This window comes from Leisingera sp. ABD4_442, from assembly GCF_056160905.1.
The window spans coordinates 152089-171457 of record NZ_JBSWYB010000007.1 but is presented as its reverse complement, the minus strand read 5'-3'; the positions used below and the strand labels follow the sequence as shown (position 1 = coordinate 171457).

At 62.1% G+C, this 19369-nt stretch carries 15 protein-coding genes; 8 read left to right on the top strand and 7 right to left on the bottom strand.

The window, feature by feature from the left end; genetic code table 11:
* Window positions 1-95 precede the first annotated feature (95 nt).
* From ACXAHG_RS08530 to ACXAHG_RS08515, 4 genes are all read left to right on the top strand, one after another.
* Complete coding sequence (locus ACXAHG_RS08530; protein WP_475056842.1) at window positions 96-2321, top strand: TRAP transporter permease; 2226 nt, start codon at window positions 96-98, stop codon at window positions 2319-2321.
* Window positions 2318-3601 carry an NAD(P)/FAD-dependent oxidoreductase gene (locus ACXAHG_RS08525; protein WP_475056822.1) on the top strand — a complete coding sequence of 428 codons (1284 nt, stop codon included), beginning with the start codon at window positions 2318-2320 and terminating at the stop codon, window positions 3599-3601. Before ACXAHG_RS08530 ends, ACXAHG_RS08525 begins: the two co-directional genes overlap by 4 nt.
* Window positions 3598-4326, top strand: a complete 729-nt coding sequence (locus ACXAHG_RS08520) for an aspartate/glutamate racemase family protein (protein ID WP_475038978.1) — start codon at window positions 3598-3600, stop codon at window positions 4324-4326. Before ACXAHG_RS08525 ends, ACXAHG_RS08520 begins: the two co-directional genes overlap by 4 nt.
* Before the next feature lie 254 nt (window positions 4327-4580).
* Complete coding sequence (locus ACXAHG_RS08515) at window positions 4581-5834, top strand: aminotransferase class V-fold PLP-dependent enzyme (RefSeq protein WP_475056821.1); 1254 nt, start codon at window positions 4581-4583, stop codon at window positions 5832-5834.
* 218 nt (window positions 5835-6052) lie between these two features.
* Here ACXAHG_RS08515 and ACXAHG_RS08510 read toward each other — a convergent pair whose 3' ends face one another.
* A complete protein-coding gene (locus ACXAHG_RS08510; RefSeq protein ID WP_475056819.1) occupies window positions 6053-6493 on the bottom strand; it encodes a hypothetical protein in 441 nt (146 codons plus the stop codon).
* Here ACXAHG_RS08510 and ACXAHG_RS08505 point away from each other — a divergent pair.
* Window positions 6485-6868 (top strand): hypothetical protein, encoded by a 384-nt coding sequence (locus ACXAHG_RS08505; protein ID WP_475056817.1) that lies wholly within the window; start codon window positions 6485-6487, stop codon window positions 6866-6868. The genes ACXAHG_RS08510 and ACXAHG_RS08505 overlap by 9 nt on opposite strands.
* A gap of 774 nt (window positions 6869-7642) precedes the next feature.
* Here ACXAHG_RS08505 and ACXAHG_RS08500 read toward each other — a convergent pair.
* The 5 genes from ACXAHG_RS08500 to ACXAHG_RS08480 form a co-directional block, all read right to left on the bottom strand.
* A complete protein-coding gene (locus ACXAHG_RS08500) occupies window positions 7643-8638 on the bottom strand; it encodes a ketoacyl-ACP synthase III family protein (RefSeq protein ID WP_475056816.1) in 996 nt (331 codons plus the stop codon).
* Complete coding sequence (locus ACXAHG_RS08495; protein ID WP_475038984.1) at window positions 8635-9942, bottom strand: trans-sulfuration enzyme family protein; 1308 nt, start codon at window positions 9940-9942, stop codon at window positions 8635-8637. The genes ACXAHG_RS08500 and ACXAHG_RS08495 overlap by 4 nt, the downstream gene beginning before the upstream one ends.
* Before the next feature lie 18 nt (window positions 9943-9960).
* Window positions 9961-11298, bottom strand: coding sequence for a SidA/IucD/PvdA family monooxygenase (locus ACXAHG_RS08490; protein WP_475056814.1), 1338 nt, complete (start codon window positions 11296-11298; stop codon window positions 9961-9963).
* A 76-nt stretch (window positions 11299-11374) separates the two neighbouring features.
* Complete coding sequence (gene ectB / locus ACXAHG_RS08485; RefSeq protein ID WP_475056812.1) at window positions 11375-12646, bottom strand: diaminobutyrate--2-oxoglutarate transaminase; 1272 nt, start codon at window positions 12644-12646, stop codon at window positions 11375-11377.
* Window positions 12647-13010: 364 nt separating this feature from the next.
* Window positions 13011-13976: a GlxA family transcriptional regulator gene (locus ACXAHG_RS08480; RefSeq protein ID WP_475056811.1), complete on the bottom strand. Its 966-nt coding sequence runs from the start codon at window positions 13974-13976 to the stop codon at window positions 13011-13013.
* A 246-nt stretch (window positions 13977-14222) separates the two neighbouring features.
* On the opposite strand from ACXAHG_RS08480, the gene ACXAHG_RS08475 reads away from it, so the two are divergent.
* Together ACXAHG_RS08475 and ACXAHG_RS08470 are read left to right on the top strand one after the other, a co-directional pair.
* The gene (locus ACXAHG_RS08475; protein ID WP_475056810.1) at window positions 14223-15419 is read left to right on the top strand and encodes an MFS transporter; all 1197 of its coding nucleotides are present in this window, start codon (window positions 14223-14225) and stop codon (window positions 15417-15419) included.
* A gap of 17 nt (window positions 15420-15436) precedes the next feature.
* Window positions 15437-15832, top strand: a complete 396-nt coding sequence (locus tag ACXAHG_RS08470) for a nuclear transport factor 2 family protein (protein ID WP_475056809.1) — start codon at window positions 15437-15439, stop codon at window positions 15830-15832.
* Window positions 15833-15878: 46 nt separating this feature from the next.
* Here ACXAHG_RS08470 and ACXAHG_RS08465 read toward each other — a convergent pair whose 3' ends face one another.
* Window positions 15879-16349: a GNAT family N-acetyltransferase gene (locus tag ACXAHG_RS08465; RefSeq protein WP_475056808.1), complete on the bottom strand. Its 471-nt coding sequence runs from the start codon at window positions 16347-16349 to the stop codon at window positions 15879-15881.
* 546 nt (window positions 16350-16895) lie between these two features.
* On the opposite strand from ACXAHG_RS08465, the gene ACXAHG_RS08460 reads away from it, so the two are divergent.
* Window positions 16896-19313, top strand: coding sequence for a GcvT family protein (locus ACXAHG_RS08460; RefSeq protein WP_475038992.1), 2418 nt, complete (start codon window positions 16896-16898; stop codon window positions 19311-19313).
* Window positions 19314-19369: the final 56 nt, after the last annotated feature.

Below are 19369 nucleotides of genomic sequence, written 5' to 3'. Positions count from 1 at the left end.
TTTTATCTCCCGGTGCCCCTGTCTGCTTCCTGCCAAAACATGGGATACAGATGCACGGCGCTTGCACCGGCGGCACTCCTGGATTGGAGACCTCGATGTCCCTGGACACGCATCTCGACAACAAGGCGCTTGAGGAGCTGGAGAAGCAGTACGACTCCGCTCTGAACACGCGCGACAACGGACCCAAACTGACCGGCGTCATCTATTGGGCCTCCATCGCCTTTGCCCTTTACCATCTGTGGACGGCCGGTTTCGGCACGCCAGTGGACCATGTGCATATGGGCATTCACCTGGCAGGGTTGTTCCTGTTTATCTTTGTAGGCTTTCCGCTGATCAAATCGGCGCGCAGCCTGGAATGGCGCGGGCCGAACCCGCTGCGCCCCGGCAACGTGCCCCTCTATGACTGGGCGCTGACCGGTCTCAGCATGGCGGCGGCGCTGTTCCTCTGGGTCAGCTGGCGCGGCTTTGACATGTTCGGCTTTGACATCGCCGAACAGGCGCTGCGGCAGGGCAACCCGTCCGGTCTGGACGTGTTCTTTGGCTCGGTGCTGATCCTGACGGTTCTGGAAATCGCCCGGCGCACCATCGGCTTTGTGCTGCCGCTGATCATCCTGGTGTTCATGGTCTATGCGCTGTTCGGCCCCTACATGCCCGCGCAGATCCTCAAGCATCCGGGTGTGAACTGGCAGCAGTTCGTCAACAACATGTATTTCCCGTCCGAAGGCATATTCGGCGTGACGCTCTGGGTGGTTTCCACCGTGGTGTTCCACTTTGTGCTGTTCGGCGTGGTGGCGCAGCGGATGGGGCTGGGGCAGTTCTTTGTCGACAACGCCATGCTGCTGGCAGGCCGCTATACCGGCGGCCCGGCGAAAGTGTCGGTTGTCTCCTCGGCCTTCTTCGGCACGATTTCAGGATCTTCCATCGCCAACACGGTTTCCACCGGATCCCTGACCATCCCCAACATGAAGAAACTCGGCTACCCCGGCCATTTCGCAGGCGGGGTTGAGGCTGCAGCTTCGGCCGGCGGGCAGATTACGCCGCCGATCATGGGCGCGGCCTCCTTCCTGATGGCCGAGTATCTGGAGGTGCCCTATACCACCATCGTGATTGCGGCGATTGTGCCGGCGATGATGCACTATATCGGGGTGATCTCGATTGTGCATTTCACCGCCAAGAAACTGGGCCTGACGGCCTATCCCAAGGATCAGCTGCCGAAGTTCCTGCAGGTCTGGAAAGACGGCTGGTACACGATCATTCCGCTGATTGCGTTGCTGCTGGTGCTGTTCTCCGGCTATTCGCCGAATATGGCGGCCTTTATCGGCCTCAGCCTCTGTGTGGTGACTGGGTTCTGTGCCTTCAACAAGCCTGCAACCATGTTGATCCCCTTTGCCTTGCTCGGGTTCATATTGTGGAAGGCCTCACCCTATTCCGGTGAAGGCTACAGCCCGGTGATGGCCGGGATGCTAGCGGCGCTGACCATCCTCGCTTGTCTGCACCGCAATGAACGCCAGAACTTCCGCGACCTGTTCGACAGCTTCCATGTCGGCGTGCAGTATGCGCTGGCGGTGGGTGCGGCCTCGGCGGCTGTGGGTATCGTGGTGGGTGTGATCAACACCACCGGCGTCGGATTCCGCCTGGGCTTTATGGTCACCGGCGGGGCGGCGGATATGGCGGCTGCTCTGGCGCCGTTCCTGGACTGGACCTCAATCGAGGCCTTCAGCCAGCCGTCGATCCAGCAGTTCCTGTCGCTGGTGCTGATCGCCATGGCCTGTATCCTGATGGGTGCCGGCCTGCCGACCACTGCGCTCTACATCATGCTGGTGGCGGTTGCGACGCCGGCCCTCAGCCAGCTGGGCGTGCCGCCGCTCGCCACCCATATGTTCGTGCTCTACTACGGTGTGATTTCCGAGATCACCCCGCCGGTTTGCGCCTCGGCCTATGCGGCGGCGGGTATTGCGGGCTCCAACCCGTTCCGCACCGGTCTGAATGCCTTCACCCTGGGACTGGGCAAGCTGATGGTGCCGATGGTGTTTGTCTATGCGCCGGTGATGCTGATCGTGCTGCCGGAGTATTTCACCTGGGTCGGTTTCATCCAGGTGACCGGCACCTGCGCACTGGGTGTGTTTGCCATTGCCACGGCCGTCTCGGCCTACTTCCTGGCACCGCTGAGCGGGATCTGGCGGCTGCTGATGGCCATTGGCGGGCTGCTGCTGGTGGCCCCCTCCGGCGGGTCGGACATCGCAGCACTTGTGATCATGGCGCCTGCGCTGGTGCAGCAGCTGGGCCAGCAGCGCAAACTTCAGGCTGAGGCCGCTCAATGAGCGGCCCGGCCACCCCCGGCAGCCCTTCCGCGCCGGACGTGACGGTCCTGGGGGCCGGGATCGTCGGCATCTGCTCGGCACTCTCCCTGGCCGAGCGGGGCCTCAGGGTCCGGCTGATCGACCGCGACGCGCCGGGCCAGGCAACCTCATACGGCAATGCCGGCATCATCTCGCCCTGGTCGGTGGTGCCGCAGTCGATGCCTGGCTTGTGGAAGAAAGTGCCGGGCTGGCTCCTGGACCCGCTGGGGCCGGTCTCGGTCAAGCCCGGCTACCTGCCCAAGGTCGCGCCTTGGGGCCTGCGGTTCCTGTCCGAAGGGCGCGAAGGGCGGATCCAGCAGATCTCAGATGCGATGGACACGCTGAACCGCAACTGTGTGGAGATGTACCGGCTGCATCTGGCCGGCACCGGCCACGAGGATCTGGTGCAGGACAGCTATTACGTTCATGCCTTCCGCAATGCGGAAGGTGCCGATCTGGACGCAGTCGACTACCGGATGCGCCGTGAACGCGGCGCGGAGCTGGAGCGGATTGGCGCGGCGGAACTGCGCAAACTGGAGCCGGCGCTGACGCAGGAATTCGAGGCCGCGGTCCTGATCAAGGGCCAGGCGCGGGCAACCTCGCCGGGCCGGATCGGCACTGTTCTGGCAGAGAAGTTCCAATCAATGGGCGGCGAGATCCTGGCCCAAACCGTGCGGGGCATCCTGCCCGCCGAGCGCGGCGGCTGGACCTATACCACCGACGCAGGCCAGGAATGGACGCCCAAGCTGGTCCTGGCCATGGGTGTCTGGTCCGGAGAGCTGCTTAAGCCCCTTGGCATTAAAATCCCGATGGAATCAGAGCGCGGCTACCATGTGTCTTTCAAGAACCCGGGCGTTGCGCTGAACAACTCGATCATGGATATGGACATGAAATTCGTGGCTTCCTCGATGGAGGAAGGGCTGCGGGTCGCGGGTACTGCCGAGTTTGCGGGCCTTGATCAGCCGCTCAATCAGAAACGGCTCGACGGGCTGGTGGAACTGGCCAAGGCACTTTTGCCGGACCTGCAAGCCGGCGACATGGACACCTGGTCCGGCCAGCGACCCAGCCTGCCCGACAGCTTACCCTGCATTGGCGAGGTCGAGGGCTTCCCGGACCTGATCGCCGCCTTTGGCCACAGCCATTACGGGCTGATGATGGCGCCGAAAACCGGGCGGCTGGTGGCGGATATCGTGAGCCAAACCCCGATGAACGAAGACCTCGCGCCGTTTCGCGCGCGGCGGTATGAAAGGATCAAGACATGACCATCCACCCCGGCGGGCAAAACATCTGCGGCGTCTCCATCGGCGTCCTGGCGCTGGAGAGCTATTTCCCCAAACCCCCCGGCCATATCAAGAACCCCTCCAGCCTGGGGTTTACCACGCTTTATGAAATGCTGGACGGGATCACCGTGCCGAAACTGCTGGCCAACCCCACCGGCGAAATGAAGGACCGGCTGATCGACGCCGCCAAGCGGCTGGAGGCCAAGGGTGTGCGGGCGATCACCGGTTCCTGCGGGTTCCTGGCGATTTTCCAACGGGAGATCGCGGCGGCGGTGAATGTGCCGGTGTTTGTCTCCTCACTGATCCAGGTGCCGCTGGCGCATCAGATGACCGGGCGCACGGTGGGGGTGATCACCGCCTCCGCCGGCAGCCTGACCGACGCGCATCTGCAAGGTGTCGGCGCCGAACACACCCCGATTGTGGTGCAGGGGCTGGATGACGCGGAGGAGTTCTCCACCGTGATCCTGCGCAATGAACGCACCTCGATGGATCTGGCCAAGGTCGAGGCCGAGCTGCTGGCCGCCGCCAAGGGCATGATCGCCCGCAACCCGGAGATCGGCCCAATCGTGCTGGAATGCACCGACCTGCCGCCTTATGCCCATGCGCTGCAGGCAAAGCTGAACCGGCCAGTGTTCGACATCATCACCTTGTCGGAAATGGTACATAGGGCGGCCTTGCGCGCGCCGTTTGGCGGCTTCATCACCTAACCTCGAATTAGGTCACCAGCCCGTCACGCAAGTGGCAGGCACGCGTCCGCCCGCCCCACGGCGGGCGCGTTCCGCTCCCGCCCAGGCGAAAGCGTATCGTGAAAAACTACCGTGTCCCACAGCGGTAATTGGCTTTCACCCACCATTCTCCCACAGAGATTTCCGGCTCTCAGCCCCTAAATCTTTTGCATGTGATGCGCAGCTCTGGCCCTTAATCTGACGCGGAAACGCAATTTCCGCCTGATAGGACCGTCATGAGCCAGATCACCGAAACCCTGCTAGAACAAATCCGGGACCGCTTTGCCCAGGTCGACAGCTGCCCGCAGCAGGGCAGCCGCATCTTCTTTGAAAACGCCGGCGGCGCGCTGACGCTGAAATCGGTGGTCGACACCTCGGCCCAATATGCCGCCATCGCCGACAACCAGGGCCGCGACAACCCCGGCAGCCATGAGCTGGTGCGGGTGATCACCAAGGCCAAGGACGACATGCGCGTCTTCATGAACGCCCCTGGTGGCCAGTTCTTTGCCGGCGAAAGCGGCACCGAACTGCTGTTCCGCCTGATCATGAACGCTTGCCTCGGCTCGGCCGAGGGCGGCACCGTTCTGGGCTCGACGCTGGAACACCCGGCCACCCGCTCTGCTTGCGCCCGCTGGGCCGGGGTGGCGCGGCAGAAGCATGTGCTGATCGAACATGACAACGCCAGCGGCACCCTGACTGCCGATGCCTATGCCAAGGCCGTGACCCCGGATACCGTGGTCGCGACCATCGTCCATACCTCGCCAGTCACCGGCATGGGCGTGGACCTGGCCGCCTGCGCCGCCGCCATCCGCGAGGTGGCGCCGGACTGCCTGATTATTGTCGACGGCATCCAGCACGCCGCCCACGGGCGCATCGACCTCGAGGCCTACGGCGTCGACGGCTATGTGATCTCCCCCTACAAGATGTTTTCGCGCCATGGCTACGGGCTGGCCTGGATCTCGGACCGGCTGACGCATGTGCCGCATAACGCGCTGATCGACGGGCCGGAGGACAACTGGGAGATGGGCACCCGCGACACCGGCAGCTATGCGACGCTCTCCGATGTGGCGGATTACCTGGAGTGGCTGGGCGGTGAGGTCAGCGGTGCCACGGACCGGCGCGCGAAATTCGTGGCGGCGGGCGAGGCGATCCACGCGCACGAAAAGGCCCTGACCGATGCGATGATCCATGGCACCGGCAACCTGCCCGGTCTGGCCGAGATGGAGGGCGTGACCATCCTGGGCGGCGCGGACAACCCCGCGCGCGAGGGGCTGGTGTCGCTAACCGTGGACGGTGTGCCCTCGGTGGATGTGGTGAAGCGGCTGAACGAACAGGGCATCCGCACCCATCTGCGCAAGGCGGACCATTACTCCGGCAATATCCTGACGCCCCTGGGCATGGACAGCTGCGTCCGTGTCTCCATGTGCCACTACAACAGCATCGGCGAAGTGGCGAAATTCCTCGGCGTGATGAAAGAAATCACTGGGTAACTATGCGTTCTCCGTACCGCTCAGGCCTAAGCCGGTGTTCGAACGAGAGACTTACTGTTTGAATTCGCAGTGGCGCTCACAGATAGTACTGTGGGCGCCGCATACTTTACTTTTACTGCCCACGGTGACTAACGTCCTGCATGAAGTAAAAGAGCATTTTTTTAACGTTGCTGTTTATTGCAACCCTTGGGGCTTTTGCCAGCTTAAAAGCGATGATCTCAGTAGCTTTGTTCGATGGGCTGCCTGGCACAGAAGAAAAGTTCCGCCATCCGAATTGGCACCCTTTTGCGATGGATGGCGATGCAGGCCGGATTGTTGGTTAGATCTACAATCGCTGTCAGCAGCTTTGCTTTTTCTTCTCTATCGAGGCCACTTAAAAACTGCCGTTTTTGCCCACACCTACCTTGTAAGTCATCGATTTGAATTGGATCATTTCTGCACAAAACCAGCCGGGGCGGCTTTTTGCCACTTTCCACGGAATTATCTTCTATCAAAAGTTCCAAAAGGTGCCGCCCGAAGGCGGCAATCTGGATTGTGCATATGTTGGCAGGTCGGATTTCCCAGGATTTCGGCAGGTCGGCCCTTCGAAAAAGAATCGCGCCCAGGGTCTTCGGGTCGAAAGCCGGCTCAACTTCTTGAGCAGCCAGAATTTGTTTCAACTGCCTTTCCTTGCATTTCGCCTCGATCAGAAGATCCTTGCAGGCCACGTACTTGCTGCCGAAGCAGGCCATGGCTTCAGGCGTGACCCGCTGCTCGGCCTCACCCGGTACGGAAACCGTTTCCAGAACAGCTTCGCCTTTTTTGCCGCAATCAGCCGCCTACCCAATACCCTGTATTATAAATGCACAGCTTACAGTCATTCCAGGCCGGCCGCGAGATGTAAGAGCCTTGATCTCTTTCGGATCGACCAGCAGGCTGCCATCGCGCAACGGGGTCAAGATCCCCCCTTCCAAAAGCGCTGCAACCATATTTTTGGATGCATTGAACATTTGGTGCAGCAGGGTAACCGCAACCGCCCGTTTCACTTCCTCTGAGACGGTTTTACCGGCCTCACAGTTCACCAGGACGTGGGAACCAGGCAGCTCTGCGTCGGCTTATGTGATCAAGCCTTTGTTCAGAACAGCATTTTTCAAAGTGGCACCATGCACGCCTTCTGAAGCGGCCAAGGAGGCAATGGCACTCCGGAGCGGATTCACCACGACCGTTCCAAGCAGCCGGGCAACCTGCACGTCCATGCTGTCCAGAATATGCTCTCGAAGGGTGTCTCTTAAAGAGCCAGGGTCTTTTGGCAGCTTTTAGGACCCGAGCCAAGAGTACAACGTGCCATACGCCCGCATTCGCCGCAGGGGCCATCCGCCGGCATCCGGGCACGTTCCAATAGCTGCTTCAATGCGTTCCTGACACCGTTCTCCCCGTCGGCTGCATATCTCCAGCCTGCATGCCCTGCCGCATCTCAGCCCAGCCCCCTTCAGTACGGAGGCCGGCGGCTGCAAGGCTCTGACTCGGGGATTTCAGCCGCATTTCACTGCAGCCGAAAACACGCGCGAGCCCTGCTCTCATTTGATTGACCGTTGCCATGCTGCTGCCTCTGCCTGTGGTTGGAAGTTTTCCAGCCACCACGCCTCATGCCGTCAGTATTTTCCGGAAATATTTTTCCGTTAAGTTTGACGTGGCCTGTTCAGCCCTTCCAAGTAGGTGAGGCCGACCAATCTGCATCGGCAAAAGCAGTGTCCTAAAGAACCAGACCCACGCTCACAGGGCACCATGTTCCTCAAGCCGCATCGAGCCCCGACTTCTTCAGCGGTCTGCTAGATCTTTTCCACGAGCATGCCGGCAAGGCCAAGACCGTTTCCAGCTCCAATCATCAGCACACGGTCATGCTTGCGAAGCACTTGCTTCCGGTCGAGCTCCCACAGGCCCAGAAACTGGTCAGCGGTCCCCGTATGCCCGATGCTGCGGCCGAAGCCCCACAGATCCTGCCGCGCCAGATCCGCAAAGGCGCCTGCGTACAACTGGGCGCTCAATCCGGCGCCGACATTGGGATAGATCACATAGTCCGCGGGACGCGATTCAAGGTCTGCACTGTCCAGCAGCCTGCGGCGCAACCGCTGCAAGGCCGGGATGAACAGCGCGTTGAACCCGTCCCGGCCATACGCCTCCAGATACGCTTTCTTGGCGGATTTGACATCGTGGTCACCCGGCCCCTCCGGCTCTGGCCTGGCGGCCCGGTACATCGGTTCAAGCGCCGGTTCGGACTCCAGCTCCAGGCTTACAATCCGGTAGGAACCAGGATCAGCACTCAGACGCAGCGCAAATGCGGCGTCACCATAGAGCGTTCCCAGGTCCGAATTGAACCGGTCGAACGCCGAACCCGAAAACCGGTCCGCGCCAAGAACCAGCTGGTCGCCCGGCAGCCCGCACCGGATCAAATCATAAGCCAGCGAAACCGCTGTGAACCCGCCATTGCACCCCTGGTTCACCGACATGGCACGGGTGCGGCTGTCCAGCTCCAGCACCCGGTGCAAATAGCTGGCCGGCGGCCACAGCAGCTTGTGGCCATGCCGGTGAATGCTGCAGAGGTACAGCGAATTGATGGCGTTTGCATCCTCTGGGCGCAGCAGCCGCCGCGCCGCCCCCCCCGCCATTTCCGGCGGGCTCAGATGCTGTTCGATACAAACCGAGGTGAACCCGTCCGTAGCGGCCCGGGCCGCGTCATAGCAGCCCTGCGAAATGGCCTCCTCCACGGTGAAAACGGTGTCCGGCAGCCAGGCGCTCACGCCGGAGACATAGACCTCTGCTGTCATGCTGCCACCTTGCGGACTTGATCCAGCGCCTGAGCGGCATCGGCAATGATATCGTCCTCATGCTCGCAGCCGACACTGAGACGCACCAGATCGCCGGGGATGCCGCCAAGCTTCTTCTCCGCCTTGCTGAGCTGGGAATGGGTCGAAATCGAAGGGATAGTTGCTGTGCTCTTGATGCGCCCCAGATCATTTGCCCGCCAGAAGATCTGCAGCCCGTCAAGAAAGGCCCGGGCCGCCGGAATGCCGCCGCGCATACGCACCGACATTAGATAGCCAAAGCAGTTCTGCTGCCCGCCCGGCTCCATTTCACTGTCCACCAGCACCATGTCACGCCGGGCGATCTCATGGCCGGGCATGTCCGGCAACCCGGGATAGAAGGTCTCTGCGACCGCCGGATGCGCCGCCAGCACCTCCGCCAGCCGCCGGGCTGAACGCCCCATGGTCTGCATCCGGCTGCGCAGGCTGCGCAGATCCGCAAGGCTTTGCAGAGCGTTGAACGGGCTGAGGATGACCCCGGTGTCGCGCTGCGGCCCGCGCTTGAGGAACCCGGCAAAGTCGTCGCGCATCTCCTGCCGCGGGTGCGGGCAGCAGATACCGGGCCGCGACACCACGGCACCGGCAATGCTCAGCCCGCTCGCCGACATGGATTTGCTGACCGAATGCACCACGATATCGGCCCCCAGGACCAGCGGCCGTATCACTGCCGGGCTGGACAGGGTGGCATCCACCATCAGCGGCACGCCCTGGGCCGCGGTGATGCGCGCCAGCGCGGGGATGTCAGTCATGCGCAGCAGCGGGTTGCACGGCACCTCGCACAGCGCGAACCGGGTGTTGCCGTCAATCGCGCGCTCCCATTCGCCCAGATCCAGCGTGTCCTGGATCCAGCGCAGCTCAATCCCGCGGTCCTGCTGGAACCGTTCCCGGAACAGCATGAAGCTGCCGCCATAGCAGGCCGCGGGCAGCACGATGTTCGCCATGGGCCGGGCCGGGTCATCGGCAACCAGCGCGGTGGCCGCCATGAACAGCGCCGCCATGCCAGAGGAGAACACCGTGGCGGTGGCGCTGAACCCGCCGCCATAGGCCTCAAGCGCCGCGATTGTGGTCTCCAGCTGGCGCACGGTCGGATTGTCGATCCGGGTATAGACCCAGCCGTCCGCCTCGCCGCTCAGCGCCTGCCGCATGTGTTCGGAAGAGGCGAAATGCTGGGCAGGCGACAGATAGGCCGGCTCGCAGATCGCACCTTCGTTTGCCAGCGCCGACGGCTCGCCATAGCCGCCGCGCACCGCGATTGTATCAAAACGCATGTTGAAAGGCCCTTCCGCCTATTGGGCCGCAACGCCGCCCGCCACGCCGGCAGCCGCATCGTGATCCTGCTGCAGCAGCGCATTGGCGATGGTCTGCGCCCTCGGCGCCAGCAGCGACAGGGAACCCGCATCCCCCATGCCGTGGGTCGCTTCGCACAGCCCGTTCAGCACCAGTGCGCCGGCGCCGGCATATTTGGGCTGCAGCTGCGCGCGGTAAGAGCGGTCCACCTGAACGCAGCCTTCCTCGTCCAGCGCAAGCTGCGCCTGCACCCCTTCCAGAATGCCCGGTACCCGTACCGATCGGCTGTCGCTGCCGATATTGCGGAACCCGGTCGCCAGCACCACCCCGTCAAACACCTCGCTGCGGGTTTCGCCGGTCTCGCCGTCGCGGACTGTCAGACGGACCCCCTCTGCAGCCTCTTCGGCGCCAAGAATATCGGTCAGCCGGTTGATGGTGATCCGGTTCACCCCGTGCATCCGGTCATAGTACAGCTGGCGGTAAAGCTCTTCGAGCACATCCATGTCGCAGGCGCCGTAATTGGTACGGTAGACATCCCGGTCGATCCGCCCCTTCAGCTCCTTTCCGGCCCCGAAATACATGTCGGTGAAGGACGGGAAGTAGATCTCGCTCATGAACGGATTGGTGTCCTTCAGCGGGAAGGCAAAGCGGCGCATGAAGCTCTGCAGTTCCAGGCGCGGCTCATGTTTGGACAGATGCAGCAGAATTTCCACCGCGCTTTGGCTGCTGCCGACAACAGCGAACTTCCGGGCACCCTTGTTCAGCAGCGCCTTATGCGCGCTGTTGTAGCGGCTGAGGTGGAACACCCGTCCGGAGGCAGTCAGCTTGTCAAAGGCAGGCGGGATATACGGCTCCCGGCCGGTGCCCACCACGACATGGCGGGCAAAGACGGGGTCGCCCGATTGCATGTCGATCCGGTAGACATGCTGGTGCGCCTCGTCCAGCATGGTGATCCGCTCCACCCCGCATCCGGTCTGCAAATTGCCGGACAGCTGCTCTGCAGCCCAGCCGACATAGGCGGCAAAGTCCGGCCGCATCGGCATCAGCAGATCCATGTTCAGATGGCTCAGCAGCTTTCCGCTGCTGTGCAGGTAATTCATGAACGTGTATTTGCTGCGCGGCGACCGGAGCGTGGCCAGATCCCGGTGCGGGATGTTCTGAATATTCGAATGAATGTCCAGCGCGTTTTCAAACAGCATTTCCTGCTGCCAGACCGGATTGGGCGACTTATCCAGGAACACTGCATTCGGATACAGGCCTTCTTCGTCAAACAGCGCTGCCAGCGCGATATTTGCAGGGCCAAAGCCGATACCGGCGACATCAAAAGTTTTTGCCATTTCAGGACTCATTTCTGTCTGGGCAAAGCAGGTCCGCCCTGCCTTGCGTTGAAAAAATCTTTAAAAAATAAAGGAGTTATGCCGGTTCCAGCTCCGGCGCATGAGGCTGGGCGGTACAATCCTTTCCCCCCAGCACCGCACTCAGCGCCTGCCGGACAATCGCAAACCCTTCGTCCAGTTGTTCCGGCCTGAGCGTCAGCGGCGGCAGGAACTTCAGCACTTCGTCATGCGGCCCGCAGCGTTCGATAATCAGGCCACGGCGAACGCAATCCGCCTGCACCGCCGCCGCCTGGCTGTCAGCGGCGAACTCCAGCCCCATCATCATCCCGCGCCCTTTGACACGCAGGCCAAAGCTCTCAGCCAGCTGTGCGCAGTGGCGCTGCATTTCAGTACACCGTTCTGCCAAGGCCAGAGCAAATTCAGGATCCGCCCAGAAATGCTCCAGCGCAGCAGCAGCGGTGACAAAGGCGTGGCTGTTGCCGCGGAAGGTGCCGTTGTGCTCGCCCGGCTCCCAGCAATCCAGTTCCGGCTTCAGCAGCAGCAGCGACATCGGCAGCCCGTAGCCGGACAGCGCCTTGGCCAGGCAAACCATATCCGGAACGATGCCCAGCGGCTCGAACGAGAAGAATGTGCCGGTCCTGCCGCATCCCGCCTGGATGTCATCAACAATCAGCAGCGCCCCGTGCTTGCGCGCTATCTCCTGGAGGCGCCGGAGCCAGGCTGCGGATGCGGTTTGCAGACCGCCCTCGCCCTGCACCAGCTCCACCACAAAGGCCGCAGGCGCATCAATGCCGCTGCTTGGGTCATCCAGCAGCCGGCCGATATAATCCGCGGTGTCCAGCCCGTTGCCAAGATAGCCTTCATAGGGCATCCGGCTCACCTGCTGCAGCAAGGCCGCCGAACCGGAACGGTGATGGCTGCTGCCGGTCAGCGACAGCGCCCCCAGCGAACAGCCGTGAAACCCGTTGGTAAAGCTGATGACGTTGCTGCGCCCGGTCGCCTTGCGGGCCAGCTTGATTGCAGCCTCCACACAGTTGGCCCCGGTGGGGCCAGGAAACTGCAGCAGATAATCCAGCCCCCGCGGTGCCAGCACAATGCGCTCGAACCGCTCAAGGAACACCGACCGCGCGGTAGAGTTCAGATCCAGCGACATGGATAATCCGTCACGCGCCACATAGTCGATCAGCGCCGCCTTGAGCACCGGGTGGTTGTGGCCGTAATTCAGCGACCCGCAGCCTGCGAGAAAATCCAGATGCCTGCCACCGGTTTCGTCGAACATCTCAGCGCCTGCCGCCCGGTCAAATGTACTCCCGAACGCCCTGTTGTAGCTGCGCACATTTGATTCCATTGCCCTGTTTCCAATCATTTCCCCTGCGCTCCAAAATCGCAAAAACGTGATAAACCCTCCGCTTTCCTAGGCGGGAGCTTTTGGGAATTCCGGCCAAGTTCACGATAGATTAAGACACTTTCTAGCGGATTAATTAACCAATTAAACAGCTAAGAGGTTAGTTTCAGGATCCATTCATTCCGCAGCCGGGAACAGCAATATCCCAGCCCGCGGGCAGCAGGTTTTCTGCATTGGCCGTTCTGACAGCAACTTTGGCCGCCATTGCCAATCGGGCGCATTAACTTTGGAAAAGATCCCCCAGGCCGCCTTCACAGGCAGGCCAATTCCGGACCAACTGGCGGCAGCGTGACAGCTGCCGCTTTTTTCAGCCGGAGTCCGCGTCCGCCGCGTCCTTTTGAACCGCCTTCATGCACTGGCGCATAACATCGACCGAGGAAAAACCTGCCAGTGCCGCGATCCGTTTCTGGCTGTAATCGGTGTTCTTCATGTAAAACGCCGCCCGTGCGGCTCTTATTTCCCGCACCATCGCCGCCGGGGTCTTGCCCAGGGCGGACTTGAACTTCCGCGTGAAGCTGCGGGTGCTCATGTTGCAGCGCTCCGCCATACGGTTCACGTCATGATTGGCGGCCGGGTTGGTGCGTATGTACATGACCAGCTCGTTGAGCTTTTCCTCAAGTGTCGGCACATTGCGCAGGAATTCCGAGATCTGCTCCAAATGCCCCGGCCGCGCCATGTAAAGAACAAGGTTCCGGGCCACCTGCTGAGAAATGTCCGGTCCGAAATCTTCTGCGACGACGGCCAGCGCCATGTCAATCCCGGTGGCCACCCCGGCTGAGGTCCATATGTTGTCCTCAGTGTGGTAAATCACGTCGGTCAGGACGGTTATTCCGGGAAACAGGCGCCGGAAGTTGCCAATCTCGGCCCAATGCGTCGTGCATTTGCGGTTATCCAGGATACCCGCCTCCGCCAGCACAAAGGCTCCGGTGCATATGGACATGATGCGGATCTTCTTGCCATTGGCGCGCTGAACCAGCCGCCGCAAACCCGGATCCCGCATCGCCTGCGGCGTGCCCTTGCTGCCGCCCGGGATCAGCAGCGTGTCCACCCCTTGCAGATCCTCAGAGTCGATGCTGCCGTGCGCCTGGATCGCGATACAGCCGTTTGTCGCAACCGGCCCGCCGCCCGGCGAGATCAGCGAGACATCATACCCCAGCTCCGGCGGCAGCAGCTTGTTTGCGCCTTCAAAAACCGTCACCGGGCCGGAAATATCCAGCACCTGGGAATCGGAAAACATGACCACTTTGATCTTCCTGCGTTCCTGAGCCGCCATCCGCCTGCCCCCCTTTCCGCTTGCCTTTGGTTCCGCATAGCAAATTGTGACGCCACGTAACGTCTCTTTTGCGGCGCCATAGCGCAACTTTACCATCAGTAGAGAGAGTTTCTTCGAAATCCCCTCAGGTTGCAGGTCTCCGCTGGCGTCAGCGATCCGCGGTCTGGCCGGAATCACCGTGCCGTTGACATAAAATCCAGTGCCTGAAGCTGTATCCTCTCTGCATTTAAACCTGTGGACGGACCCATGCAGCTGATCAAAAGCCCAAACTTCCTGCTCGTGCTTCTTGGCGCAACAGTTCTGACGATTCCGATGCCGATGCTCATCATCCTCGGCGGGCTGGCAGGCCTGCAGCTGTCGCCGGGCGAAGGCCTGGCCACGCTGCCTGTATCGGTCCAGCTGCTGGCCGGACTGTTCACCGCAACGCCAATGTCCATTCTGATGGGCGCGCGCGGACGCAAGGCCGGGTTCCTGCTGGCCGCGCTGTTTGCGGTGCTGGGCGGGGCGCTTGCGGCCTACAGTCTGATCAACGGGTTGTTTGTGCTGCTGTGCCTTGCCCACGCGCTGCTTGGCGCTGCGGTTGTCAGCTTCGGGCTGTTCCGCTTTGCCGCGGCAGAGCTGGTTGACGCCCCGCACCAGGCCAAGGCGATCTCCCTCACGCTTGGCTCCGGGCTGGTCGCCGCGCTGCTGGCGCCCGAGGTTTTCCGCCTGTTCAAGGATGCGCTGGCCCCGGTCCCGCTGGCGGGCGCCTATCTGGCGGTCTCCGCCATTGCCCTGGCCGGCATGCTGCCAATTGCGGCCGCCCGCTTCGCACCACCGCAGACCAAGGCCGCAAAAGACACTTCCCCTGGCAGGTCCGCGCCGCTCTGGCACCGCCCGCGGCTGCTGTGGGCGATGCTGTGCGGGGTCGGCAGCTTCGCCGGCATGATGCTGCTGATGACACCCACCCCGCTGGCGATGGTCGGCTGCGGGTTCAGCGACGTTCAGGCCGGCGATGTCATCCGCTGGCACGTGGTCGCCATGTTTGCCCCCAGCTTCTTCACCGGCTCCTTGATTACGCGCTTTGGGGCCAATACAATCGTCGTCACCGGCGCTGTCCTGCTAGCCCTCTCTGGCCTGGCCGCCCTTGCCGGGATTGAACTAGTGCATTTCTACGTATCCCTGATCCTGCTTGGGGTGGGCTGGAACTTCGGCTTCGTCGGCGCAACGACGCTGCTGAACTCTGAGCTTCTGGACAGCGAAAAATCCCTGTTCCAGGGCATCAACGACACCGGCATCGCGCTTGGCGCGGCGCTCGCCTCCTTCAGCTCCGGCCTGATGATCGCTTCCGTTGGCTGGGCGATGATCGCAGCGGTTCTGCTGGGCTTCGCAGCCGTGGTTGCCTTCTCCAGCTTCAAACAGCGCCAGGCGGTGTCAAACACCTCGACTCTCGTGCAACACTAAACTCACAGGACTTTGCCATGGCTTTGGATGCCACCCATGCCCCCGCCGGGCTTACCCAGGCTGTTACCCGGTATTTCGACGCGCTCTACTATTGCGACACAGACCTGCTGCAGCGGGTCTTTCACCCCGCTGCCAGCCTGTTCGACGCCGATGACGGCCGTATCTTTGCTGACCCAATCAGCTGCTACAGCGACACCATTCTGCGCCGGTCTCCGCCCGCCTCCCTGAACGCCCCGCGCGAGGACGAAATCCTGTTCGTGGATATGCTGTCAGACGCCGCCGCAACCGTGAAAGTGCGGGTCAGGATCCACAACAACCGGTTCTCCGACCATCTGATGTTTGCTCATGACGGCTCCGAATGGCGGATCGTCGCCAAGCTGTGGCACCTGGATGAGGTCGCCGCAGACAGCTGACGCGCAGGCGGAACCGGGCACCGCGCACCCGGTTCCGTTCACTGGTTTACGGGCGCTGATATTTGATGAAGGGCGTTTCCACGCCAATGCGCTCATACAGCTGCCGGGCCTGGCTGTTGAAATGCTGCGTCATCCAGTAGACGCCGCTGGCGCCTGCGCCATCCGCCGCCGCGTAAACCCCCTCGATGAGCCGCCGGCCAAGCCCCTGCCCCCGCGATTGCGGGTCCACATAGAGATCCTGCAGATAACAGACCGGTGATGGTTTCCAGCAATGGGCGTGATACAGGAAATGCACCAGCCCTGCGAGCGGCTGCGCCCCCTCGCCGCCGTCAGCGGATGCCAGCACCAGCGCCGACGGCTCCCAGGCATCCCCCGACATCAGCCGTGCAAAAGTTCCCTTGTAGATATCCTCGCCCAGCACGGTCCCGTAAAACGCCAGATATGCGGTCCATAGCCGCGACCATTCCGCCCTGTCGCCTTCCCGCAGCGGGCGCAGTTCCAGATCTTTTGCTGTCATGTCTTCTGTTCCTTTTGTGTTTCCTGGCCCTGCCCGCCTCAAGCCGCCGCAAGCACGCTCTCGCAGGTGGCCTGCACCGTTTGGATCCCGATTGCACACAGTGCCTTCGGGAAAATGGAGGAAAGAACCCGGCCAGGTTTGAGCTTCAGTCCTGCTCAATACGGCCATTTCAGTCAACAAGTGGCGCTGATCACCAAGGGGGAAACGTGTCCCCGCAACAGGTATAACGTGACAATCACCTAAGTCATTGTTTTAAAACAGAACCACCGGCCGAAGATCGGCCGGTGGAAAACAACCTCGTGTCGGAATGGCAGAAAACCCCCATCAATGGCAGTTATTTCACGGGTCCGACACCAACTTGATCTTGGACATAGTCGGCCCTTTACCGCCCGCCTCCGATGACCCAACAAATCCGGGGCCATTGGGTCTGAATTCTTCACGGGTCATCCAGCCGCGCCGCCGATAGGGTCGCCGGGAAGAAATTGACGGCCCGCCCCGGCCTGCAGGGCGCGCTGTTTCAGGCACGCAGGCAAGGGAATATGACGCATGAAAACCCATGCACAGGCAGTTGTCATCGGCGGCGGGCTGGTCGGCTGCTCGATCCTCTACCACCTGGCCAAGCTTGGCTGGACCGACGTGGTGCTGCTGGAGCGCGACGAGCTGACGGCCGGCTCCACCTGGCACGCGGCGGCCAACATCCACGGGCTGCACGACAACAACAACGTGACCCGTATCCAGCACTATACGATGAACCTGTATAAGGAGCTGGAGAAGGAAACCGGTCAGGGCTGCGGCGTGTTCCAGCCGGGCTCGCTGTATCTGGCCAAGACCGAAGAGCGCGAGCACCAGCTGCGCCTGCAGGAGGCCAAGGCGAAATACTATGGCCTGAACTTCCACGAGGTCAGCCGCGAGCAGGCCAAGGAATTGCACCCGCTGGCGCAGTTCGACGACATCCGCTGCATCATGTATGAACCCGACGGCGGCAACGTCGATCCCTCGGGCGTGACCATGGCCTATGCCGCCGGGGCCCGCGCCATGGGTGCCCAGGTCGAACGCTTCTGCCCGGTGATCGGCACCGAACAGCAGCCGGACGGCTCTTGGATCGTGAAGACCGAAAAGGGCGACATCCACACCCAGTGGGTGGTGAACGCAGGCGGCCTCTGGGGCCGCGAGGTGGCGGCGATGGCCGGCCTCACCCTGCCGCTGCAGCCGACCGAGCACCAGTATTTCGTGACTGAGACCATCGACGAGGTCGCCAACCTGGGCCGCCGCCTGCCCTCGATCGCAGACCGCGACGGCGAGTATTATTTCCGCCAGGAGGGCAATGGCTTCCTGATCGGCGCCTATGAAAAGGACATGCGGTTCTGGGCCGAAAACGGCACCCCCCTGGATTTTGCCCACGAACTGTTCCCCGACGATCTGGACCGGATCATGGAGAACGTAATCCGCGCCACCGAACGTGTTCCCTGCGCCGAGACCGCAGGCGTCAAGCGGGTGATCAACGGCCCGATGATCTGGTCGCCGGATTCCAACGCCATCTGGGGCCCGGTGCCGGAGCTGAAGAACTATTTCTGCTGCACCGGCATCATCCCCGGCTTCTCGCAGTCCGGCGGCCTCGGCCTGCTGGCGGCGCAGTGGATGATCGAGGGCGAGCCGCAATACGACATGTTCGCCTGGGATCTGGCACGCTTCGGCGACTGGGCCGACAAGAAGTTCACAAAGGCCCGCGTCGAGGACCAGTACGCGCACCGCTTTGCCATCCATTTCCCGAACGAGGAACGCAGCGCCGGCCGCCCGGCCCGCGTGCGCCCCACCTATGAGATGCAAAAAGAAATGGGCTGCGTCTTCGGCCTCAACTGCGGCTGGGAACATCCTCTGTGGTTCTCCGGCGTGCCCGGCACCACCGACACCAACAGCTTCACCCGCCAGAACTGGTGGGAACCGGTTGGCCGCGAAGTGAACATGCTGCGCGAAAACGTCGGCGTCATCGACATCTCGAACTTCGCAAACTACGTGATCAAGGGTGCGGGCGCCTATGACTGGCTGGATCAGCTGGTGGCCAACAAGGTGCCGACCGAGGTGGGCCGCAGCTGCCTGACCCCGCTGATTTCCGTGCGCGGCGGTGTGGCTGGTGACTTTACCATCACCAAGGTCGCAGATGACGAATACATGATGGTCGGCTCCGGCATGGCGGAACGCTATCACCAGCGTTTCTTCAACATGGTTGAGCTGCCGGAAGGCACCACTTTCGAGGTCGCCACCAACCGTATCGCAGGCTTCAACGTGGCCGGCCCGAAATCGCGCGACATGCTGCAGCGGATGACCAATGCGGACTTGTCGAACGAGAACTTCCGCTTCATGCGCTCGCGCACCATCGACGTGGCTGGCGTGGAATGCCTGGCGATCCGCGTGTCCTTCACCGGCGATCTGGGCTGGGAGCTGCATTGCGCCGAAGAGGACCAGGTCAAGCTCTACTCCGCGCTGCTGGCAGCCGCCGCAGAGTTCGACGGCGGCCCGGTCGGCGGCCGTGCGCTTGGCTCCCTGCGGATCGAGAAGGGCTACGGCTCCTGGGGCCGCGAGTACAGCCAGGAGTACTGGCCGCAGGAGGTTGGCCTGGCCGGTCTTATCAAGCTGGACAAGGATTTCCTCAACAAGGAAGCCTACCTCAAGATCAAGGACAACGCCCCGCGCGAAATGCTGGTCGGGTTCGAGATCGACGCCGTGAACAACGCCGATGCATCGGGCGGCGAACCGATCTTCACCACCGACGGCAAGCCGGTGGGCCGGGTCACCTCGGGCGCCTATGGCTATTCGGTCGGCAAATCGCTGGCGCTGGGATATGCCAATCCCGAAACCGCCAAGCCGGGGGATGAAGTCGAGGTCTATATCCTGGGCAAGCCGCACAAGGCGCGCATTCTGGAATCCGCCGCCTTCGACCCTTCGGGCGCACGCCTGCGGGCCTGAACTTCAATTGAACCTAATCAACACGCAGCCCCGGCCCGACGGCCGGGGCTGCCGTG